The 22,395-nt window shown below is 47.6% G+C and carries 24 protein-coding genes; 14 read left to right on the top strand and 10 right to left on the bottom strand.

Annotated elements, in window-relative coordinates; genetic code table 11:
* Position 1: 1 nt before the first annotated feature.
* The 7 genes from U2F10_RS29640 to mdh all read left to right on the top strand — a co-directional run bounded on the left by U2F10_RS29640 (position 2) and on the right by mdh (position 5,781).
* Positions 2 to 829: a photosystem II manganese-stabilizing polypeptide gene (locus U2F10_RS29640; protein WP_163660488.1), complete on the top strand. Its 828-nt coding sequence runs from the start codon at positions 2 to 4 to the stop codon at positions 827 to 829.
* A gap of 428 nt (positions 830 to 1,257) precedes the next feature.
* Entirely contained in the window at positions 1,258 to 2,052 is a 795-nt protein-coding gene (locus tag U2F10_RS29635; RefSeq protein WP_006518064.1) for an RNA polymerase sigma factor SigF, read from the top strand.
* Between the two features lie 65 nt (positions 2,053 to 2,117).
* A complete protein-coding gene (locus U2F10_RS29630) occupies positions 2,118 to 2,951 on the top strand; it encodes a hypothetical protein (RefSeq protein ID WP_163660490.1) in 834 nt (277 codons plus the stop codon).
* Between the two features lie 278 nt (positions 2,952 to 3,229).
* Positions 3,230 to 3,418, top strand: a complete 189-nt coding sequence (locus tag U2F10_RS29625; protein WP_006518066.1) for a photosystem I reaction center subunit IV — start codon at positions 3,230 to 3,232, stop codon at positions 3,416 to 3,418.
* A 56-nt stretch (positions 3,419 to 3,474) separates the two neighbouring features.
* Positions 3,475 to 4,320 carry a DNA-formamidopyrimidine glycosylase gene (locus tag U2F10_RS29620; protein ID WP_499874075.1) on the top strand — a complete coding sequence of 282 codons (846 nt, stop codon included), beginning with the start codon at positions 3,475 to 3,477 and terminating at the stop codon, positions 4,318 to 4,320.
* Positions 4,321 to 4,409: 89 nt separating this feature from the next.
* On the top strand, positions 4,410 to 4,625 hold the full coding sequence (locus tag U2F10_RS29615) for an NAD(P)H-quinone oxidoreductase subunit O (protein WP_006518068.1): 216 nt from the start codon (positions 4,410 to 4,412) through the stop codon (positions 4,623 to 4,625).
* 163 nt (positions 4,626 to 4,788) lie between these two features.
* On the top strand, positions 4,789 to 5,781 hold the full coding sequence (gene mdh, locus U2F10_RS29610; RefSeq protein WP_163660493.1) for a malate dehydrogenase: 993 nt from the start codon (positions 4,789 to 4,791) through the stop codon (positions 5,779 to 5,781).
* Here the strand turns inward: mdh and lipA are convergent, their stop codons facing one another.
* Positions 5,782 to 6,690, bottom strand: coding sequence for a lipoyl synthase (gene lipA / locus U2F10_RS29605; RefSeq protein WP_163660495.1), 909 nt, complete (start codon positions 6,688 to 6,690; stop codon positions 5,782 to 5,784). It abuts the gene before it with no gap.
* A gap of 239 nt (positions 6,691 to 6,929) precedes the next feature.
* On the opposite strand from lipA, the gene U2F10_RS29600 reads away from it, so the two are divergent.
* Both U2F10_RS29600 and U2F10_RS29595 read left to right on the top strand, forming a co-directional pair.
* Complete coding sequence (locus U2F10_RS29600) at positions 6,930 to 7,520, top strand: L,D-transpeptidase (RefSeq protein ID WP_499874073.1); 591 nt, start codon at positions 6,930 to 6,932, stop codon at positions 7,518 to 7,520.
* Positions 7,521 to 7,705: 185 nt separating this feature from the next.
* Positions 7,706 to 8,041 carry a hypothetical protein gene (locus tag U2F10_RS29595; protein ID WP_163660499.1) on the top strand — a complete coding sequence of 112 codons (336 nt, stop codon included), beginning with the start codon at positions 7,706 to 7,708 and terminating at the stop codon, positions 8,039 to 8,041.
* A 14-nt stretch (positions 8,042 to 8,055) separates the two neighbouring features.
* Here U2F10_RS29595 and tsaB read toward each other — a convergent pair whose 3' ends face one another.
* From tsaB to U2F10_RS29580, 3 genes are all read right to left on the bottom strand, one after another.
* Positions 8,056 to 8,712, bottom strand: coding sequence for a tRNA (adenosine(37)-N6)-threonylcarbamoyltransferase complex dimerization subunit type 1 TsaB (tsaB, locus tag U2F10_RS29590; RefSeq protein WP_490795647.1), 657 nt, complete (start codon positions 8,710 to 8,712; stop codon positions 8,056 to 8,058).
* Positions 8,713 to 8,787: 75 nt separating this feature from the next.
* A complete protein-coding gene (locus U2F10_RS29585) occupies positions 8,788 to 9,498 on the bottom strand; it encodes a hypothetical protein (protein ID WP_163702240.1) in 711 nt (236 codons plus the stop codon).
* A gap of 88 nt (positions 9,499 to 9,586) precedes the next feature.
* Entirely contained in the window at positions 9,587 to 10,573 is a 987-nt protein-coding gene (locus U2F10_RS29580) for an endonuclease/exonuclease/phosphatase family protein (RefSeq protein ID WP_499868457.1), read from the bottom strand.
* A 276-nt stretch (positions 10,574 to 10,849) separates the two neighbouring features.
* On the opposite strand from U2F10_RS29580, the gene cax reads away from it, so the two are divergent.
* Complete coding sequence (gene cax, locus U2F10_RS29575) at positions 10,850 to 11,944, top strand: calcium/proton exchanger (protein WP_499874071.1); 1,095 nt, start codon at positions 10,850 to 10,852, stop codon at positions 11,942 to 11,944.
* A gap of 65 nt (positions 11,945 to 12,009) precedes the next feature.
* Here the strand turns inward: cax and U2F10_RS29570 are convergent, their stop codons facing one another.
* Entirely contained in the window at positions 12,010 to 12,831 is an 822-nt protein-coding gene (locus U2F10_RS29570; protein ID WP_499874069.1) for an alpha/beta fold hydrolase, read from the bottom strand.
* Positions 12,832 to 12,939: 108 nt separating this feature from the next.
* On the opposite strand from U2F10_RS29570, the gene U2F10_RS29565 reads away from it, so the two are divergent.
* From U2F10_RS29565 to U2F10_RS29555, 3 genes are all read left to right on the top strand, one after another.
* Complete coding sequence (locus U2F10_RS29565) at positions 12,940 to 13,755, top strand: aminotransferase class IV (protein ID WP_163702231.1); 816 nt, start codon at positions 12,940 to 12,942, stop codon at positions 13,753 to 13,755.
* 118 nt (positions 13,756 to 13,873) lie between these two features.
* Positions 13,874 to 15,718 (top strand): ATP-dependent zinc metalloprotease FtsH3, encoded by a 1,845-nt coding sequence (gene ftsH3, locus U2F10_RS29560; RefSeq protein ID WP_006518079.1) that lies wholly within the window; start codon positions 13,874 to 13,876, stop codon positions 15,716 to 15,718.
* 254 nt (positions 15,719 to 15,972) lie between these two features.
* A complete protein-coding gene (locus U2F10_RS29555) occupies positions 15,973 to 16,716 on the top strand; it encodes a bifunctional 4-hydroxy-2-oxoglutarate aldolase/2-dehydro-3-deoxy-phosphogluconate aldolase (RefSeq protein WP_163660514.1) in 744 nt (247 codons plus the stop codon).
* Here U2F10_RS29555 and U2F10_RS29550 read toward each other — a convergent pair.
* Positions 16,657 to 16,989, bottom strand: coding sequence for a DUF565 domain-containing protein (locus tag U2F10_RS29550; protein WP_163702229.1), 333 nt, complete (start codon positions 16,987 to 16,989; stop codon positions 16,657 to 16,659). The genes U2F10_RS29555 and U2F10_RS29550 overlap by 60 nt on opposite strands.
* Positions 16,990 to 16,992: 3 nt before the next feature.
* Positions 16,993 to 19,305: a pentapeptide repeat-containing protein gene (locus tag U2F10_RS29545; protein ID WP_163660518.1), complete on the bottom strand. Its 2,313-nt coding sequence runs from the start codon at positions 19,303 to 19,305 to the stop codon at positions 16,993 to 16,995.
* 274 nt (positions 19,306 to 19,579) lie between these two features.
* Between U2F10_RS29545 and U2F10_RS29540 the strand changes: the two genes are divergently transcribed.
* Positions 19,580 to 19,978, top strand: a complete 399-nt coding sequence (locus tag U2F10_RS29540) for a hypothetical protein (RefSeq protein ID WP_006518083.1) — start codon at positions 19,580 to 19,582, stop codon at positions 19,976 to 19,978.
* Positions 19,979 to 20,090: 112 nt separating this feature from the next.
* On the opposite strand, the gene U2F10_RS29535 is transcribed toward U2F10_RS29540, so the two are convergent.
* The 3 genes from U2F10_RS29535 to U2F10_RS29525 form a co-directional block, all read right to left on the bottom strand.
* Positions 20,091 to 20,528, bottom strand: a complete 438-nt coding sequence (locus U2F10_RS29535) for a hypothetical protein (RefSeq protein WP_163660520.1) — start codon at positions 20,526 to 20,528, stop codon at positions 20,091 to 20,093.
* 63 nt (positions 20,529 to 20,591) lie between these two features.
* Positions 20,592 to 21,779, bottom strand: coding sequence for a glycosyltransferase family 4 protein (locus U2F10_RS29530; protein ID WP_499874067.1), 1,188 nt, complete (start codon positions 21,777 to 21,779; stop codon positions 20,592 to 20,594).
* A gap of 122 nt (positions 21,780 to 21,901) precedes the next feature.
* On the bottom strand, positions 21,902 to 22,321 hold the full coding sequence (locus U2F10_RS29525) for an ATP-binding protein (RefSeq protein WP_006518086.1): 420 nt from the start codon (positions 22,319 to 22,321) through the stop codon (positions 21,902 to 21,904).
* Positions 22,322 to 22,395: the final 74 nt, after the last annotated feature.

The raw sequence follows: 22,395 nt of genomic DNA, 5'->3' as shown, positions 1-22,395 counted from the left end.
CATGAGGTATCGTGCCCTAATCGTTGCATTTCTAGCACTCTGCATGGGTGTACTAACAGCATGTAGCGATGCTCCTAGTGCTGACAGCAACACTCCCCTAACTTACGATCAGATCAGAAATACAGGTTTAGCCAACAGCTGTCCTCAAATTTCTAGCGTTCGTCGCGGGGAGATTGCTATTGACAGTGGCAAGTCTTATCAGATTGCGGGTCTATGCTTAGAGCCGACTAGTTATTTTGTGAAGGAAGAGCCTGCTAACAAGCGTCGGGAAGCTGAGTTTATTTCTGGTAAGTCTTTGACTCGTTACACCTCTAGTTTGGACCAGGTGCGTGGTTCTTTAGAACTTAATCCTGACGGCAGTCTGCTTTTCACTGAGATAGACGGCATAGATTTTCAGGCTGTGACTGTTCTACTTCCAGGTGGTGAGGAAGTGCCTTTTCTATTCACTATTAAGGGTCTAGTGGCACAATCACAGGCTGGACTAAACGCCATTACGTCATCCACTGACTTTATTGGTGACTACCGTGTCCCTTCCTACCGCACATCTAACTTCTTAGATCCAAAAGGTCGTGGTTTGACCACAGGTTACGACACAGCAGTAGCCTTGCCAGCTGGTGGTGATACAGAAGAACTGATCAAAGAGAATATGAAAGCCTTCAAAGTTGGGCAAGGCACCATGTCTCTACAAGTTGAGAAAGTTGATAGTGTGACTGGCGAAATTGCTGGTACGTTCGAATGTGAGCAACCTTCTGACACTGACATGGGAACTGCAGAGCCGTCAGACGTTCGCGTACAAGGCTTGTTCTATGGTCGTGTAGAAGCTACTTGACGCTTAATAGCTAAGAACCCAGTGGGGGTGGCTCTACTCCAGTAGGCATTTTCACTAAGGTAATTTTGAAGAGGGAAGGTAGTTCTCCGGAACTATCTTCTCTTTTTTGCTTTAAGGACAGACACAATACATGAAGGCCTCGTAAAGATTACGGCTTTGACGTTAAACATACGCATGTCCGTCACCCTAAATTTCCGTGTATACGTCCTTGTTTGAGCAGGCTGCCAGAAATTAGGCTGGCTTTGACAGTTTGAAGCTGTGATTTGAATCACTGTGATCTTGAACCTTGATCTTCACTATGAAGTCACCACATTGAACCCATGGTTTAAGTTCTAGTTTTTCAATTAAGTTTCTGTCTTTCGTAGCTCAATATTGCATCTATCCCAGTGGGCATAGAGTTGAGCATGTACATGTCAAAGGGGTTTCCCATGTCGTCCAAACTCAACAAAGCACTCAAAAGCGAGACTTTAGAGCTGCTGAATGATTATCAAAAGAATGATTCACCTGAGCTGCGTAACAAGTTGGTCAAAATGAATCTTGGTCTGGTGCGTCGCGAAGCCCACCATTGGCTTTACCACTCCAACGAAACCTTTGATGACCTGATGCAGGTCGGCAGCTTAGGACTAATTAGGGCCATTGAGCGTTTTGACATGTCTAAAGGCTATGCCTTCAGCTCTTTCGCTATTCCCTACATTCGTGGCGAAATTCAGCACTATTTACGAGATCGCAGCGCCATCGTTCGCATCCCAAGACGTTGGCAGTCATTACAACATCAATCAGCTCGAGTTATTCGACAACTCCAAGAAAAGCTAGACCGTAAGCCCACGGATCAAGAAATCGCCGATCACCTGAAAATCAGTGTTCAGGAATGGCAAGACGTTAAATTAGCCAGTCGGAATCGTTCACTGCTAAGTCTAGACGCCCCTATTCAAGATGAAGGCAGTGGCTCTGCTTCACTCAGTGATTTATTACCCGATCCAAAGTACCGCAGCTTTCAGCTGGCTCAAGAAGATCGTATTCGCCTCCAACAGGGACTGGCTCAGCTAGAGCGTAGAACTCAAGAAGTCTTAGAATTTGTATTTCTACACGACCTGACTCAAAAGGAAACAGCCGAACGCCTAGGTATTAGTGCTGTTACGGTTTCACGTCGAGTTAAAAGCGGACTTAAGCGACTGCGCGATTTAATGGCTCCCGCCGAAGGTGAGGAAAAAGATTTCGCCTAAGCTCTATGCATTCGGCATATCTTGCTTTATACTTTGCGAACACAAGTCCTTGGAGGATTGAAAAGATGCATCGTCTGCTCTTGGTATTGCTAATAACAACTGGGGCAATTTCCCTGAGCGGTTGTGGATTCTTTAATCGCAACAGCGATGATGTTGCTGAGGATCCAGCTACCCCAACGGAACAAACAACTCAACCAGTAGAAACGTCAGAAGGTGAGCTTCCTGATATTCCAGGGGGAGAGGATTCCGGTAATGTAGTTGCGGTCTCAGAAAATTCTCCCACCATCGTTGCTCGTGACCTGATTCAGTCTACTGATCCAAACGAACGAGCAATTGGAGTGGAACGCACTCGTAATGATCCCTTCGCAGAACTAACAATTCCCCTCATCCCTCCTGAGCCGATTTTGCCTGAAGACGATGGCACGACGGCGACTAATGCTGGGACTGAGACTGGTCGCACAGTTGCAGCAGGACCTGGAACAGTAGGGCCTGGCAGTAATAACCCTCAGCAGCGCCCAGACCTCGCAGAACAACGCCGAGTTGAATCAGGTCGTGCTGAGATAGCGGCATTGCCCGAAATCCCACAGCCAACGACAGCTAGAGCTGTTCGAGTATCAGGGGTTATCCAAATCGGAGGGTCTCCTTACGCCATTGTTAAAGCTCCTAATGAAATTGAGCGCTATGTCAGACAAGGCGAAAGAATTGCTGGAGGCAGTGTTGTTGTCAAACGCATTGATACAGGTTCAGCTGAACCCCGTGTAATCCTGGTGGAAAACGGCATCGAAGTAGAGCGTTTCGTGACATCAACTGAAGAAGCCCCTGTGGAAGAAGAACCTGCCGCAGAAACAGTGTCAACAATTGGTGCTTTGCCAACTCTACCGAGTCCTGCTGGCATCTAGTTCATTCCAAATCATTCAAGGCTACATCTAATTTTCTTATTTTTAAAACCCTCTAGCTGTAAAGGTTAGGGGTTTTTCTGTATCCGCTCTGATTTCGTTGTGTAGGGTGTAGTTTATTTTTTATTCGGCTTTTTCTAAAGAATTATTTCTAAAATCTTCGATATGCAACAATTCTTAAATGGCAAGACTGTGAGTTCGGTTCAGAGGAGTAGTACCCTGGTGAACAGGTAGCTTGCTGCTCGCATTCATTACTCGTCTTTGAACAAGAGAGGATATTCATGGTTAAGCGTGGATCTAAAGTACGTATCCTGCGTAAGGAGTCTTATTGGTTTCAAGATATTGGTACGGTTGCTTCCGTTGATAAAAGTGGCATCAAGTATCCAGTTGTTGTTCGTTTTGACAAAATTAACTATGCCGGAGTTAATACCAACAACTTTGGCGAATTTGAGCTGAAGGAAGTTAAGTAGCTCAAGCAACTGTAGATGGCTTGGTAAAATTAGCAGAGTTATTTGTCTAGTTATCCTTGCCAGAACTTCCTGAGGTAGAAACTGTCCGACGAGGGCTCAGTCGAGTTACTCTATATCAACCTATTCGGGGTGGCGATGTGCTGTTAGACCGCAGCATTGCTCACCCCGTTTCTATTGAAGAGTTTCTACCATCTGTCCTGGGGGCTGAAATTACGGCATGGCAACGTCGCGGCAAGTATTTATTGGCAGTTTTAACTCGCCAGCAACAACCGGCTGGTTGGTTAGGATGTCATTTACGCATGACGGGCCAACTTCTATGGGTAGAACAATCAATGCCGGTGTCTTCCCACTGCCGTGTTCGCCTCTTTTTTGAGAATGAACGAGAACTGCGTTACGTTGACCAACGCACCTTTGGTCGTCTTTGGTGGATACCTCCCAACATACAGCCCGATCAAATCATGACAGGGTTGCAACGGTTAGGCCCAGAACCTTTTGCCGATGAGTTTTCTGTAGGCTATATGCAAGCCTGGTTTGGACGTAGACAGAAACCTGTTAAAAATGCATTGCTTGACCAGGCCATGGTGGCAGGCATCGGTAATATCTATGCGGATGAGGCGTTGTTTTTAAGTGGCATTCGCCCCAAGGTGAGATGCGATCGCATTTCCCCCACTCGCCTCAAACGCTTACACACATCCATTCGTAAAGTTCTTATCGATAGCATTGAAGCCGGTGGCACCACCTTTAGTGACTTTCGCGATATCCACGGCATCAATGGCAACTACGGCGGTGTCGCCTGGGTATACAACCGCGAAAACGAACCCTGTCGTGTCTGCGCAACGCCCATCACACGCATCAAACTCGCAGGACGCTCTGCCCACTACTGCCCCAACTGCCAAAAATAGAGTTCTATTTATTTTCTCCACCGCCTATTGCCCATTCCCCACAGCCCCCACAGGAGCGATAATATATTGACCAGTTATTTTTCTAAGTAATGGCGATTAAAAAGGGTACTTTTGTGCGTGTCGTGCGCGAGAAATTAGAGAACAGCGTAGAAGCCACTGCTAGCGATAATCGGTTTCCGCCCTATATTTTTGAAACCCAAGGTGAAATTTTAGAAATTCGCGATGATTACGCCCTGGTGAAATTTGGCCGAGTACCCACCCCCAATATTTGGCTCCAGGTAGAGCAGTTGGAAGCGTTTAAGTAAGACTGACAACGTATTAAGAATCCTGATGGGATACTCCCAAGTACAAGTAGCCCCGGACACAATGGAAGTGTGGTTCACATCCGTTGATTACGTGGACCGCATCGTTGGGTAGCTGGGCCATTGATTAGCTGAGGTGCCCTCAAGCTGTCTATTGGGAGTTCCTATGGTAGTCGCTATTCCATCTCCTCGGAAAGCAGTTGTTAATAAAGCTGCGATCGCAATCCCCAAAATCACTGTCATTGGCGCAGGCAATGTAGGTGCCAGCCTTGCCCGGTGTTTACTGGCCCAAAACTTAGGCCATGTGGTTCTACTAGATATCGTCGAAGGTCGCCCCCAGGGATTAGCCCTCGACATGGCTGAGGCACGCCCCCTAGAAGGGTATAGCTATAGTATTACTGGAACCAACGACTACCCAGATACAGCCAACTCACAGGTAATTGTGATTACCGCTGGGCTCCCACGCAAGCCAGGCATGTCCAGGGATGATCTACTCAAGGTGAACGGCGGCATCATTCTAGACGTAATGTCACAGGCTCTGCCCCACTCTCCCGATGCCCATTTCATCTTGGTCACTAATCCCTTAGATGTAATGACCTATCTAGCCTGGCAAACCAGTGGGCTCCCTCCCCGTCAAGTCATAGGACAGGCTGGAGTACTAGATTCAGCAAGATTTCGCACCTTTATTGCGCAGGAATTAGAGGTTCCTCCTCAGGATGTATCAACCATGGTACTGGGAGGACATGGTGATCTGATGGTACCGCTAATTAGCTACACCACTGTCAGTGGCATCCCTCTCACTGAACTAATGCCACTGAACAAAGTTCAGCAACTGGTAGATCGCACCCGTCATGGTGGCGCAGAAATTGTGAATCACCTCAAAACCGGCGGAGCATTTTACGCACCTGCGGCCGCAACAGCAACAATGGTGGCTGCAATTCTGCAAAACCAGTCAGCCATACTACCCGTTTCAGCCTATCTTGAGGGGCAATACGGGCTCAAAGATATCTATTTGGGTGTACCCTGTCGTCTTGACCACAATGGGGCAGCTTCCATAATGGAACTCTCACTCACCAACGATGAGCAGGCTGCCCTACAAACCTCTGCAGCATCGGTGCAACAAACACTACAAAAGGCACTATCACTCTTGACTAGCTAATTAATTTTTTCTGATTGCGGCCTCAACAGTTTGCGGACGAGGGCGAGGATACTCAGCCATCAGCCGTCGCACCTCTGCCGCATGGTAAGAACTGCGTGTCAGAGGAGACGATACAACCTGCAAAAAGCCCATCGCTTCTCCAGCCTCTCGCCACTGATCAAACTGTTCGGGGGTAATGAAATCTTGCACACCAAGGTGCTTTTGAGTAGGCTGCAAATATTGACCAATGGTAAGGATATCGCAGTCTACAGCGCGTAAGCCAGCCATGACCTGGCGGACTTCCTCATCAGTTTCCCCCAGCCCCACCATGATTCCTGACTTGGTGTAGGCCCATGGAGCAATTTCACGGGTACGTTTGAGTAGTTCCAAGCTGCGCTGATAGTCACCTTGGGGACGCACACGCTTATAGAGTCTAGGAATTGTCTCCGTATTGTGATTCATCACCTCAGGAGCTGCCGACAAAATAGTTTCTAAAGCATCCCAATTACCGCACAAGTCAGGAATCAGCACCTCAATGGTGGTATTGGGCGAAAGCTTTCGAGTCTCTTCAATGCAGCGCACAAACTGACTAGCCCCCCCATCGAGTAGATCATCTCGGTTTACTGAAGTGATGACTACATGGTTCAGACCCATCCGCCGCACAGCCTCACCTAAACGCAGAGGCTCGGTTGGGTCTAACGCCTGGGGTTTTTTCTCAAAATCAATATCGCAATAGGGACAGGCTCGCGTGCAAGCTGGGCCCATGATTAAAAATGTGGCAGTTCCAGCATTGAAGCACTCACCAATATTGGGACAGGAAGCTTCTTCGCACACCGTGTTGAGAGCGAGATCCTGCAAAATACCTTTGACATTGCCGACCCTTTCCCATTGGGGGGCTTTAACTCTCAGCCAGTCTGGTTTAACCGTCACACTACCCTGCCTTTACGAATGGAGTTGCTACGTCAGATAAATTTTTGACAATACTACTGATTCTAACAACTCAGGGACAAAGCCATGGGGGCTGCACAAAAGTATGCTGAGAAGTATGAGCAGCCCATAAAACAGATATCGTAAAACAACCGTAATAGGGTGAAATAGGTAAGATATTCAGGAGTACGACGCTTCCAAGTGCATACCGTTTTCTATCCTACGTTTTCCAATCCTTTGTAATGCAAGGTCTTCATCCCTTAGCTCGCAGCTTTGCCTTACTATGCGTTGGTTCTGCCCTTGGACTAGCCTTACTGGAGTTGCAAGATCCTTTTGATTGGAAAGCCGCAAATGCTCGACCAAGCCAGGAGGGCAATAACCTCCTTACTCGCATCTCCATAACTAACGGTCGCCGCCCAAGCTTCGCACGGCGCTTTAAACAATCAGATATTGAAATTGTGGTGCAGCTGGATGCTCGTATAGTAAATGTGTACCAAAAAGGTGACGTCGTCAAAGAATATCTCATCGCCATTGGTCAAGAAGAGTGGGAAACCCCCGAGGGCAGCTTTAGCATCACTCAAAAACAGAAATACCCCACATGGCAACACCCAATCACGGGAGAGTTAATCAAAGCAGGGAAGAAAAATCCCTTGGGTTCTCGATGGATTGGCTTTTTATCAACCCAGGATGGCGAAATTGGTTTTCACGGCACCAATGAGGAACGCTTAATTGGGGAAGCCATTTCCCATGGTTGTATCCGTATGCTTAATGAAGATGTTGAAGACCTGTATACCTATGTTGATATAGGTACTACGGTTACAGTAAAGCGCTAAATAAACCCACTAAACTTCTGGCTCTAACGGTCCAAGATAAGGCAACAAAGACGACAGAACGCATCAAATCATTTAGCCTAATTTATAGAGAGTGAACATTTTTGAAGATTCTTCGCAATTTTTCAACCTAGAAGTTCACAGCCTCGTTCATCGCAGAACTCAGTGTTAATAATTTTCTTTATCCAATGATTCTTGATCCAGTCTGGATTTCTGGAGTTTTTTTATGGGCTTTGGCCCTCTATCTGATGTTTTCGCCCCTGGTCCTTCGTTTGGTTGAGGCTCTAGAACAACAGGCTATGGGCTGGTTAGCATCCGCTGACACAACATCCTCTACTGGGCCAGCAGAACTCTATGCATCAGTCATGAGTATTGTGCCGTTTGTCGTCACTGGCGGTCTTTGCAACTATTTACTAGATATCAGCATGGGTCGTAGCTGGACCGTAAGCGTTGGCATTATCACCTGCATAGGCAGCGGCGTATATGAGTTGGGTCGCCGCGACGGTCAAGCCAATCAAGACTAACCTCTCAAACAGCTTCAAACAGTTACTGGATGTTGACCGTAAAACGGAATGACCTGTCGCCAGTCCGATATCTTCTCCCTTTGCAGACGCTCATAGCCAAGCTGTAACAAGGACGAGGTTGTTTCGGCCAGGCCAACACCTGAATCTAGGGCTATTCTTACCAGGGGTTGAGACCAGTGGGATTGCTTCAGGTTCCAATCACTTGCGCTCAGCACCGTATCTTCTAGCTTTAAGGTCAGACTTTCTCCAGTCCAGTGGTAAACCGCACCATACACAGCCCCTCGTTTAGCAGGCATCGTAATAGCCAGATCAGTAGCTGTTTTGTGAGTTTCCACTATGGACTCCGAGGGTGGGCCCGACGCGGTGACTCGATGGTGGGCAACAGCAGCCAAAGCAGAAATACCCAATAGGGGAATATCTAACTGCTGTGCCAACGTTCGGGCAGTTGCCACACCAATCCGGGTACCCGTAAAACCACCAGGTCCAATGCATACAGCAATAAACGTCAGCTCTTGCCAGCGCTGGGGGGGCAAAAACCCTTGAAGTAACGCATGAAGTTGGCTGGATAAGTCACGACCTAGCTGCCAAGTTTGCTGACGATGGATCGTTTCAAAATCACTGATGGCTAAACCCAGTTCAGGGGTAGAGGTATGAAGTGCCAGACCTAACATGTCTTTCGAAATTTTCTACAAATCGTCTTGAGAGAACCGTTGTCTCAGAAGTGGGCATCGGCAGCATGACGTATGCTAATCGCTTTCTCTAGGAACAATTTCTTTAGTAACTGCAAAATAAAAGCCTAATAAGAGTTCACGATTTTGCCACTTTTTGAAACTGACGGAACGGCGAAACATCAGATAGGCCACGTAGCCAAAAAATGGAGCAACGATTAGCAGCTCTAGAGAGCTTACACGAAATGTATTGATTAAACTCACAAACCCTAGAATCAAACATCCCAGAGAAAGATTACGGTACATGATGTGGGAAGCTGTGTGCATTTCTGCAGCCGTAACCGAAGGGCTATTGTTTTCACGCAGATAGGCTTTAAGTCGAGCATTGATCCAGCGCATCTTTTTAGGGAGGCCTATTTTTTGCTGTAGCTGAAGTACTAAGCGATCTTCAAAGTCTAGTGACGATGTATTCCCTAGCTCAGCCTGTTTCAGTTTTTTATCTCGCTCCCTTAGCTGACTATCCATATACAGATATTCCTGTTTAAACACATGGCATAGCAGCAGAAAATATCGCCAGCTCAATGTTTGTACAGTCCCACCAATGATGTAGCTCAAAAATAAGAATGTGAGTGAGATCGCCAGTGTCCCACTGCTCTGAATCACCGGAGCCAAATCCGCCAAACTTTCCACTGGGTTATAAAGCAAAAATCCTGCCACAATAAATGGCGAGCCCCCAATAATTGAAGCAAATAGTTCAAAAGGCCCAAGGAAATACTTCAGTTGCTCCATAGGATGTGATGTGCGTCTGAATAGAAATGGTTTTAGCAGAGGCTCCTGTCTTTCTGAAGTAACTCAGGAGTTTCCATATCGTCTCAGATTATTTCAGCGTAAACGTCATCATCAATGGCAAGTGATCCGAAGCCGTTCCCACTTCTGGTATCACACGGGTTGCCGTCAGCTCAATCGACTCTGGGGTATAGAACAAATAATCCAGCTTATGTTCAGGTGGTTCAGATGGGAAGGTCGGTTGGTCAGGCCATTGCTCTCTAGGAAGCGCCGATGAAAATGCACCAGACTCTGCCAACACCTCAATCGACCGCTCCCCTTCTTCAGGTCGATTGACCGCACTGTTAAAGTCACCTACTAGCAACACAGGATACTCCTTGGCATAGGTTTCAGCCATTTGTCGTACGGCATAGGTTTGATTAAATCGGGTCGGATTATCAAACGCTTCCAGGTGCACATTTATAACAATCAGAGCACGACCATTAATGTCGACTTGGGTAACCTGAGCTAAGCGATCCAAATAGACAGCATTGTAGAAAAACGGACGACTGGCTACTTTTTCGAGCACAATCCGATTATTTTCCACAATCGGGTAGCGACTCAATACAGCCTGACCTGAGACGATTTTGCCGAAGTGGGCTGATATGGGCCAATAGGGAAAAGGTACATAGTTTTTATTCCAGTTAATGGCCAGACCGGCATTAGCCAACCCCAGGGCGTTAGCAAGGGCATCCAGCTGATTAACGTTGTAGGAGCGTTTAGAGGCGATATCAATTTCTTGGAAAGCGATGATGTCAGGATTTAGGGAGCGAAGTGTGGCGATCGCACTCTCTAAGTGCCCATCAAATAGACTCTTAGGCCGTTCCACCGCCTCTTGATTCGTCAAGCCCGACAAATAACCAATGTTGTAAGACACCAGGGACAATGTGTTTTCTTCGGCAGCAGCAGCCTCAACGTCATAGGTGAGGATTTCTGTATATTTATCGCGAGGATAGCTACCAGAGGTGGCCCAACCATAGAACACGACCAAGACCAGTGCCAACGAACCCAAAATTGCCAGAATCAGCTTCCACACCATGGCACCCTCATTAGATTAGTACTCAACACCAGTACTCAATCTAATGCCGTAATGATGCAGGTCTTCAGATACCTGCACAACTCGTAAAGTTCACTCCAAGAATAGTTGGAATTATTCCCTCACTTGTCACTCCTTTGGGTAATCTGATGGTGCTGAAATATCTAGGATTAGAGCAACAGTTCAGTTCCTTTAGAGAAATGCCTAAATTTGAGCATTTCTCTAAAGGAACGCGTCTCTCAATTCAATCCTCGACCTAAACGATGTGTTAAAGCCTCCATGTCAATCAAAAATTTAATTTTCTTCGGTCTACTTATATTTGTTCCTATTTCCGCATCTGCCCATTTCCTTGGCTGGGGTGAACTGGCAGTTTTTGTCACAGCGGCGATCGCCATCATTCCGTTAGCGGGCTGGATGGGCCAAGCTACTGAGGAAATCGCTGTGGTTGTGGGGCCTTCCCTGGGTGGTTTACTCAATGCCACCTTTGGGAATGCGACAGAGTTGATTATTGCCCTGATTGCACTCAACGCCGGGCTGATTAACGTCGTTAAATCTAGTATTACCGGCTCAATTATCGGTAACCTGCTGCTGGTGATGGGGCTATCAATGCTGCTGGGAGGTATCAAGTTTAAGGAACAGGACTTCCAGCCAGTAATTGCCCGCATGAATGCATCGTCGATGAATTTAGCGGTAATCGCAATTTTATTGCCAACAGCAGTGGACTTCACGTCACCCTCCATCACTGAGCCAACGCTACAGCGTCTCTCTGTAGCCGTAGCTCTTGTATTGATTCTGGTTTATGGCCTCACGCTGCTGTTTTCCATGAAAACCCACGCATATCTCTATGATGTGGGCACAGCGGAAGAGGAAGGAGCAGAAGAAGAACATCACGCAACGCCTAACCTTCCGCTTTGGATTGGGGTGCTGTTGGCCGCCACCTTGGTAGTCGCTATAGAGTCCGAGTGGTTGGTAGGATCCCTAGAGGTTGCCACTAAACAGCTAGGCTTGTCCGAACTCTTTACAGGCGTCATTTTACTGCCAATCATTGGTAACGCGGCAGAGCATGCTACTGCTGTGACTGTCGCTTTGAAAAATAAGATGGATTTATCGCTGTCGGTGGCCGTGGGGTCCAGTATGCAAATCGCTCTATTTGTAGCTCCAGTACTGGTCATTGCTGGATGGCTTATGGGTCAGCCGATGGATCTGGACTTTAATAATTTCCAACTGATCGCCGTAGCTGTATCAATTCTGATTGCTAACTCTATTAGCAGCGATGGGAGTTCTAACTGGTTAGAGGGGACGCTATTGCTGGCAACTTACACCATCATTGGTCTTGCGTTCTTTTTCCATCCCATGATTGAAGGAATTGGTTAAATGGCTATTCATCGTAGGCCCGTTGGGGACCATTCATCGTTGTAGAGACGTTCCATGGAACGTCTCTACAACGATGGGGTTAAAAATAATGCGATGAGATTAGAAATTTGATCACAATCCGTCCGAATCAAATCATGATCGGCCTCGGGTAATACCTCAAATTTGGCACCCGGCACTCCATGACCGTAGGTTTCACAATGCCATAGGGGGATCGTCGTATCCTGGGCACCAGCAATGACTAAGGTCGGCACAGCAATCTTATGAATGCCTTTTTCTACGGTATCAATGGCATCCTCCGGTCGTAGACGGTCAACGATAAAGGACTTAGCGACAGGCTGTTTGCCAAATTCGCGCCGAGCCATGGCTACCTGGTCATAGGTCTTTTGCTGCCCGAGAACTTTGGCAAGGGGTTTCAGACCAGTCAGCACCCAATCCACCACGGGTGTTTCCCACAAAATCGGACGCATATAATTGTAGCGACCGACAAAACTGTCATCGCGAATGCCAGCCGGAGCAATCAGAATAAGATACTCCAGCAAAGATGCATTAGTGTCGGCCTGCTCAATCGCCAAGGCAGAACTGGTCCACCCCCCATAGGAATGGCCAATGAGGGTGACATTGGTGAGCTTTAAGGCAGCAATAAACTCACTCACAAACGCCGTTTGATGCCAAATGGTGTACTTAAGCTTGGGTTTAGAAGAACGACCAAAGCCAAGTAGATCCAGCGCAATACAGCGATAGCGGTCAGCCAACCGCTCCATGAGCAAACGCCACAGGCTACTTTCGCCAAGAAAACCATGGAGAAATAGCAACACCGGATTATCCTGGACACCATACTCTATGTAAGCTGCTTCATATTGACCGAGCTGAACCGTTGATTTTTGCACTCGTTATCCCCTGTGGCTATCGTTTTCATCTTCTAAGATCGGAACACGCTTTGGAGCGAATTTCAGAGGATTCTAATTTGCTCCTAAGTTTTCTGAGAAGCCTAACAGATGACTTATTGGTTTGCAGGTCAGCTATATAAGGATGACCAGATAAAGATTATGGTTAGCGATCCGGCGTTGGCGTATGGAGCCAGCGTATTTACGACGATGCGGATTTATGAGAATAGCTTGACGCATCCGTTGACAGCATGGGATTGGCATTGCGATCGCATCGCCCAATCACTCCATTTCTTTACCTGGCCCCAACCAGACTGGCAACGCACCACTACAGGCTGTCAAGCATTGCTCACAGACTATCCAGTGCTAAGACTGACTATTCTTGCCGATGGCCGTGAACTGATCACAGGTCGCCACCTCCCGCTCAATCTAGAACAGCAACAGCAAGAAGGAGTAACGGCCTGGATTGCCGCAGAGCCTAAATATCAGCGCAGTTTGCCAGGACACAAAACCAGCAATTATCTACCTTGCTGGTTGGCGATGCAAGCCGCCAAGGGCCATGGAGCTCGCGATGCCATTTTGATTGCACCCACTGGAGAATGGCTGGAAACCAGCACAGGTAACTTATGGGGATACAGCAATGGCAAATGGTACACGCCGCCCCTGAACTCCGGCCTACTGCCAGGCATTAGCCGAGCCCGATTGATTAAAGCTTTAAAGAATCAGGTCATTTCCCACATCCCTTGGACCGGAAGTAGAGTGAACCAGTTTGAATGTTTAGCCTACAGCAATTGTGTGGTAGAGCTTTTACCGATCCACACAGTTCTGTCTGGGAATATTAAACTAAACTATAGTTCTACCCACGAAGGTCTAACAGCCCTCAAACAAATGTTTTACAGGCCTTCGATGTGCGAGCACAACTGCTGAGCGGAGTAGGCTATGCAGAATCCTGAAATGCGTTAACATAAGTTAATAAATCTCAGATCAGCATAGGCGAGCTCGCTGAAATCGCTGACAATTAAAAACTTTAGGAGGCTTACTCCCTGTGAATAAGCGCTGGAGAAACGCAGGACTCTACGTGTTATTGGTAGTTGTCGTCATCGCACTAGCTACCGCATTTTTTGAACAACCTCGTATTGAAACCGATGCATGGCGTTACAGCCGTTTTATCAACCAAGTTGAGAGCGGTGCCATTGAGAAAGTTTACATTAGCGCCGATCGAACCCAGGCTCGTTTCCCTGATCCAACAGGTGAAGAGCGTCGGATTGTGGTCAACTTACCCAGCGACCCTGGCCTTGTTGATATCCTCACTGAGAACTCTGTGGATATTGAAGTTCAGCGTCAAGCTGAGGAAAATCGGTTGCTGCAAGTACTCAGCACATTACTTATCCCCATCTTGCTGCTCGTAGTGCTGTTCTTTGTACTACGACGTGCTCAAAATGGCCCTGGTAGCCAAGCGATGAACTTTGGTAAATCAAAGGCTCGCGTACAGATGGAGCCTCAGACCCAAGTCACCTTTGGTGATGTGGCTGGCATCGACCAGGCCAAACTTGAACTTACTGAGGTGGTTGATTTCTTAAAGAATGCCGACCGCTTTACGGCGGTTGGTGCCAAGATTCCCAAGGGCGTATTGCTAGTGGGTCCTCCTGGTACCGGTAAGACACTGCTAGCTAAGGCCGTTGCTGGAGAAGCTGGTGTACCGTTCTTCTCTATCTCTGGTTCTGAGTTTGTAGAGATGTTTGTGGGTGTGGGTGCTTCCCGTGTTCGCGATCTGTTTGAGCAAGCTAAGACCAACGCTCCTTGCATCGTATTTATTGACGAGATTGACGCGGTTGGTCGTCAGCGTGGTGCTGGCCTCGGCGGTGGTAATGACGAGCGTGAGCAAACCCTAAACCAGCTACTCACCGAGATGGATGGTTTTGAGGGCAACACTGGCATCATCATCATTGCGGCTACTAACCGTCCTGACGTATTGGATGCGGCTCTATTACGTCCTGGTCGTTTTGACCGCCAGGTGGTGGTTGACCGTCCTGATTACTCCGGTCGTTTAGAAATCCTGAAGGTTCACTCCCGTGGGAAGACCTTTAGCAAGGACGTTGATCTAGAGAAGATTGCCCGTCGGACACCTGGGTTTACCGGTGCTGATCTGTCTAACTTGCTAAACGAAGCCGCTATTTTGGCAGCTCGCCGCAATCTGACCGAAATCTCCATGGATGAAGTTAACGATGCGATTGATCGCGTCTTGGCCGGTCCTGAGAAGAAAGATCGGGTAATGAGCGAGAAGCGCAAGTCCCTAGTTGCTTACCACGAAGCAGGTCATGCCCTGGTGGGTGCCCTGATGCCAGACTATGACCCCGTGCAAAAGATCAGCATTATTCCCCGTGGTCAAGCCGGTGGTTTGACCTGGTTTACTCCGAGTGAAGAGCGTCTAGAGTCCGGTCTATACTCCCGTTCTTATCTGAAAAACCAGATGGCTGTGGCCCTGGGTGGTCGTCTTGCTGAGGAAATTGTCTTCGGCGATGAAGAAGTTACGACCGGTGCTTCTAATGACCTACAGCAGGTAGCTCGCGTGGCTCGTCAGATGGTGACTCGCTTTGGTATGAGCGAAAAACTAGGTCCAGTTGCCCTAGGTCGCCAACAAGGTAATCCTTTCTTAGGGCGTGACATTGCCACTGAGCGCGATTTCTCTGAGGAAACAGCTGCTGTGATTGATGCGGAAGTTCGTAGTCTTGTAGACGTTGCCTACAGCCGCGCTAAGCAAGTCCTAGTTGAGAACCGCAAGGTTCTTGATCAGCTAGCTGACATGCTAGTAGACAAGGAAACAGTTGATTCTGACGAACTACAGAGACTGCTGATTGACAACAATGTCAGCATGGCAAGCATTGCCTAGAGGTCTAGTAGATTTTTAGTTAGCGTTTCTTAGTCTTACTCCTGAGGAGTTTGATATTTAAAAGCCGCAGGCTACCCCTGCGGCTTTTTGTTGTGTTGGAGAGGATTTTATTTTTGTTACATGCCGTGTTGAATCGTTAGCAGTACTTAGAAAAGCGACAATTTCCGTATTGCAAATTGGTCTAAAAGCCTAAGAGGTACAAGCAGATATGATTGACGCTTGCAAAATAGGCTTAACACTAAGCCCCTCAGGTTATGACTGCATTACATTCAGCCCCGCCTCATGTGCAACCTCTTGTTGAATACCAGCAGCGTTGGCTGCAGACACTCCAAACCCATCGCGCCATTGCTGTTATTAGGGCTGAGACAGTTGAAAGCGGTCTAAATATGGCAATGGCTGCTGCTGAAGGAGGCATCCATCTACTCGAAGTTACTTGGAATAGCTATCAGCCTGTGGCGTTGCTCCAGGCCATTCAAAAGGCGTTACCCCACTGCACTGTAGGGGTGGGGACAATTTTGACAGAAGAGGATTTGCGGGTTGCGATCGCAACTGGCGCACAATTCTGCTTTAGCCCCCATACATCGATAGCCTTGCTTAGCCATGGCCGTACGGTGCATATCCCTACCGTGGCAGGAGCCATGACCCCAACTGAAATTTTAACGGCTTGGGAATTAGGGGCCACAAGCGTCAAAGTGTTTCCCATCAAAGCCTTGGGGGAAGCCACATATCTGGAATGTATACAAGGCCCCCTCGGACATATTCCATTGATTCCGTCTGGGGGCGTGACCCCAGAGAATGCCACTGACCTCTTATCAGCTGGTGCAACAGCAGTGGGAATTTCCAGTGGATTATTTAGGGCAAACCATGTGCGGCATCAAGACTGGAAAGCGATCCAACATCAAGCTACTCAACTCGTAGAAGCCATTGGCACACTGTCGCTAACTACCGAGTTTAAAGGCCTCAACAAAAAGACCATAAACCATGCCCAGCTTAAATGAATTAAGGAGTTCAGGGAGGATCGTCCGCTGGCCATTGGAGCGAGATCGATGATATAGCCAGCTAATGAATTCCACCATGGCTACCAAAATGGCAGAAATCAAAATATCAATCTCTGACGTTTGACCCGCTGTCGCAGAAATAGCTGTCGCGAAAAAATTACCAAACAGCAGGCTAATGACAGCTAATGAAATGCGCCGCCAGGGATTAAACACCCATTGACTAAAGCGCTGACCCGCTTGATCTACTAATGTACTTAATCGCGTTCGTTGCATTGACTACTCAGCAGCATCCATCAGCTTCTGACAGGACGGATGAATTCCTCCTTGCACACAAATGTAGTTTAACTGGCGCACATCAATGTTACGCACACGGCTAAAGTTAACTCCCTGTAGAGAGTTAGCTGTATTTAACTGAGCATTAGGCGTAATAAAACTACCTGTCACTCTAGTGCCATCATCAAAGATAGCTCCCGCTAAATCAGCATCCGCCAAATTCACACCCGTTAACCTGGCTTGTCTAAGATCGGCATCACGCAAATTAGCCTGGCGTAAATCAGCCCGTTCAAAATTTACACCATCTAGTTGGGCACCGTGAAAGTCAGCACTAACCAAATTAGCCTGCTCAAAATTAGCCCCAATTAAATTGGCACCCACCCAGTCTGATTGGGGCAATATTGCCTTGGTCCAACTGCTGTGGGCCGCTTCAAGACGATTAAGTCTTGCTCGACTTAAATCTGCACCATCCAACATACCCTGGGTCATATCAGCACCCACTAAATTGCTTCCCTGCCATTGACTATCAGGCGCATTCACATGCATCAGTTGGGCATTGGTTAATTGGGCACCTTCTAAATTGCCGTAAGCTAAATTGACATCCCTCAGATCAGCTCGCCTGAAATTGGCACTACTCAATTGAGCACCTTGCAAATTAGCATGTTCTAGCCGAGCACCACTCAGATTGATACCGCTTAAGTCGCTGATGATGTCATCGTAAGAATCAGCTTTACCATCAGGCCCTTCATCAAAGAAACTAGCTCTAGCTAAGTTTGCCTGGCTTAAATTTGCATTCTGCCAACTGGTACCTGCTGCTAACAGCCCAGGTTGAATCAGGCGAAACGAGCGCTCTGAATCATGATATTTTCCCAAGTTAACCCGGTCTAAACGAATACCGTCTAACTCATCGCTGTGCACAGTGAGTATTTTTGCGATCGCACCCTGCACCATATGACGCTGCTCCAATCGCAGCGACCGAGTCTCAGTGTCCAGCGACTGCTGAAGATCATTTTCCAGCACACGTCCCAGAGACAGCAAAGGAGGCAAACTCTCTAGACCTTGACTGATCAAGGCCTGCTGAACCGTCGCCAATGTTGTTGGCCGTGAGGTTTGACTCAATAGATCCGTTAAGTATTGAGCAGTACGGGGGTCATCTACCTGAGCCAACATTAAGATAGCCGCATCATAATCTGCACCCTCCGCTTGCGTTTTGTCCATCAGAGCCTGAGCTGTCTGTAAAAACGCGTCACTCTCAGCCTGAATCTGGGATGATTGCCCAACACGACCAACACTAAATCCAGCTAAACACGCCAGCACCATGCCACTTGACCACAGCCACCATGCCCTCTTACCTGATAACAATTGACTTGGCGGCAGCAGAACTAAGCTACCGCCACTCTGCTCAGAACGAGGGGGCAAAACAAGCGATGTTAAATCACCTGCATCCTCGGTCAGCCACCACTCATCATCATTCGCAGTCTCCCCATAAAGCTGAATCGCACTGTTGACCATGCCATTGCCTACAACGCCGTTATTTTCAATGCCATTGCTTTGCGAAGATGAGGTGTAATCACCCATGGGCAATGAATAGAGCAAGGATTCACCAGAAATCGGTAAATACCCAGCATGGGACTTTGTCACTCGGGTCTTAGCGACACGATCATGCCACGCCCGCTTATCAAGAGCTAAGGTTGTTCCACCTTCAGCCATGGCTAACAGAATAACGATGAATAGCATCCAGGGTGCCGCTGAAACCCCTGTTAACAGGGTGCCGCCAACAACAATCACCATCGGCAGCCCCCAACGCACCAGCTCACGTGTAACCACCTGTAGCAACGTGAGCGATCCACCCGTTATGGAAATCACCTGAATCCCCAACCATTGCTTAGGCCATGTGCGCCCAGTGAGACGTAGCTGCACCAACTGTCCCCCAGCCGTAATGACAGGGGCAATCAACGCAACAGTCCACAAAATATTTGTTAGCCGAGGTACCGTTCGATGCAAGCGGTGTGGTGGTATTTGAGCAATCCAGGCCCATCCCTGCTGAGCATGTTTGACCAAAAGATTTAGCTCAACCCGCAAAGCGCCTGAGTCAGCAGCAGGCGGCATAAAAGATTCTTCAACACTGCCTTCGATAGGAAGCATGTTGCGATCCATCAGGACATAATGCCCTGCCCCCCAAGGCACTAAGGCACTCATGGCGACCAAGCTCACCTCTAGACTCCAAGCCACTAAGCGCCTGCCGACCAATGTCGCTGACCGCAGTTTTGGGACAAGCACAATTGAGTTCTGAGCCTTCATGGTTTGCTGAGTCATCTAGCAATCTGGATGTATCTAATACTTTGAGGTGAGCGTTCTAAGCCAATTACGCCAGACCTGGCAACTGTCACCATTGAATGAATCGTACGACTTATATAATACAAGCCATACAACAATTCCACTTTGTTAACTATTGGCAAACTGGCACATATGCAATAACGTTAGCTATATCTCACCACTAGTATTGAGATATACATTCCTCAGGAGTGTGATTCAGTTAAAGACCTAGTGTTCTCGTAAGGCTACCCCATAAGTTGCCGAGGTGCTATCGATGAAAAATATTGCCACAAAAAACATAGCTTCTTTGCTCATTGCTGCCACTGTGGTTGCTGCACCCACCGCTGCTGTTTATGGTCAATCAGCAACGGAAATCACCGGCACTAGCGGTGGTAACCAATCATCCACAGATTGCGGCTTTATTCCCGCTCAACCTGATCATTCTTTCAACATCACCGAGTCAGCTGCTTCAGTATCCATTGAAGTATCTGGTGACAATGATTACACATTGCTCATGGTGGGTCCCGACGACTCACGGGAGTGCATCCTAGCCCACGATTTTGATGGCGGTGCAATCAAATCTCGCGGACTATATAAGACCGGTAATTACCGTCTGTATGTCGGCGATCTCGATGGTAATGGTGCTCCGTTTACGATGACCGTTCAGCGATAACTTCCCATCGTCGCAAATATTATGTCTATGACCATGGCCCGCTGATAGATTTCCATCAGTGGGCCATTACATGTTTGGCTGGAGATCCTAGACATTTATTATTGCCTATTGATTATGGATCCGCAGGTGGCAAAATCTCTACATCCACAGTTTTGACGCTGTCTGTAGAGTCATTATCAGCATTGGCGGCATCAACATTAATCACATCAACATCAATCGTACCCTCAGGGGTCATCCTGGAAAAAGCACCATTACTGACCTGTAGCTGTACACCGCAACTCGGACAGGAAAGTGGCATTTTGTTAAACCCAGTCAACGGTTGAGAACAGGATGGACATGCTCCTTCCACTAAATTACGTCGTAGCCAGAACTGAACACCCACCACCAAAACAATAGGTACCAGAATCAGCAGCAAGAGCAGAACGAGCAAAGACTTGAATAACCAGCCAACACCAACAGTTGTGATCAGTGCCAAACCAGCCGCAAACATTAACCAACATCCAATGCCAGAAAAGTTGAGCTGTAACTGTCTAAAACCGTTGGGAGCCATATTGCCGCCTCCTATGGTGCTGGGATCTATATTCTATAGTGTCTACCCCTTTGCATTGGCTGATTAGTTTGTCGGGATACTGCTACTTGATTGATTGAGGTCTTTGACGTTGGGCTTAGGATCACCCTCTAAAAGATGCTGTAGCTGCTGAATCAACGCCGTCTTGCTAAACTGTGCTAACGTTTGTTCCCGCAACCAAGGACCGTCGCAACGACGATCATCTCCTTGTAACGCTTCTATACAAGCAACTGCTACAGCATCAGGATCGCGATGGGGGACACGCCATCCTAAACGACCATCTTGCAGGGGATCAGCAGAACCGTCATCATCACCAGAAATAACTGGAATACCACAGGCCATGGCTTCTAGATAAACAATGCCAAACCCTTCTTGGGAGGGCATAACATAGACGTCTGCCAGGCGATAGTGCTCCACTAGCTCCTCATTAGGAACAAAGCCTGCAAAGACAACTCGATCCGCCACCCCTAAATCGTTTGCTAGCTGAGCTAACCGAGGCTGATCATCACCACGACCAATCACTAAATATTTCACATTCGGATAGACGTTTGCGATCGCAGGCAGTGCCCGTATCGTCACATCCACTCCCTTATAGGGATCACCTCGCCAAAGTCGAGCTACTGTCATTAACACTCGTGTATCGTCCAACCCATAACGCTGCTGTAGTTGCAAGGATGCGATCGCTGGTGTAAAACCTTGACCATCCACTGTACAAGGGAGTATCTCAATGCGCTCAGCTTCTAGGTTATTGGCCTTACAGGCCAAGTCTCGACTATACCGGCTGATTGTCCAAATATGATCGGCCGCTCGCAAAGCATTCCCTTCAGCTAGCCCAAGAGGAAACCAAACTTCTTTTCCATAGGTGAGCACTGTATAAGGCACCCTGGCTAACCAAGCCAACTGACGCGTCATCACTGCCAAGTTAATATGTCCACAAAATAGACGTCGTGGACGCTTAAGTAACAGATGCAGCCCTAAAGCCAACGTAAACCGAATCCGATCGAACATCGGATGCCCTGACTGAAAGCAATGAACTTTAAAGCGCGATGAAAATTCAGAGGGAATACTATTGCGACGATCACGCAACAAAAAAATATCCGCTGTCGCAGATGAATTAGAGGCTAAATACGCCGTTAAGATATCTTTGATATACGACTGAATTCCACCTTCACAACCAAATACTTCTATAAAAACGAATGTATCTTTTGCCCATATACTGCGAGCTAATTGCATGTGCAAAGCTCCATTTTTATATATTACTTAGAACACCCATCACCTAATGATGAGACAACAAAATAGCTTCAGATGAGTGAATTCCTCAGCAAATTTAATGAGTTATTTAAAAGCTTTAAACCTTACGAAGGCGTTGAACATTTAACAATTCGGAGGCAATTACGCCCTAAATCATTACGCTCGTAGTTTACATCGGCCAATCGCCGCATCAAAAACCAACCATAGCCACCTACCGTGAGTGTCCCCGGTTTTCGTTCTGGCAATTTATCGGGGTCAAACGGTTGACCCATATCCCATACTTGGACTTCTAATTTTTCTTGCCAGAGAAATAAATCTATTTCAATAGGTGTATCCGCAGGTAAGCCCTTGTGTGCATGCCTAACGGCATTGGTAAAACCTTCCGCCAAGGCCAAATTTACTTGATCAAAAACAGCCTCAAGCCATGGCAGTTGTGACGCAGAACAAAAACGATCAAACCACTGCTGAACTTGAGTTAGGTCTTCTAGCTTACTTTGAACTATCAACTGATCTTGCTTTAACATGTCCGACTAACCGGCACGTTCGCACCAATAGTTTGCCCGAAATCAACTAAAAAATCGATAGATAAGCCTAGGAG

Source organism: Leptothoe sp. EHU-05/26/07-4 (genome assembly GCF_043421015.1).
GTDB lineage: Bacteria > Cyanobacteriota > Cyanobacteriia > Phormidesmidales > Phormidesmidaceae > Leptothoe > Leptothoe turfae.
This window is presented reverse-complemented; position numbering and strand designations above follow the sequence as displayed.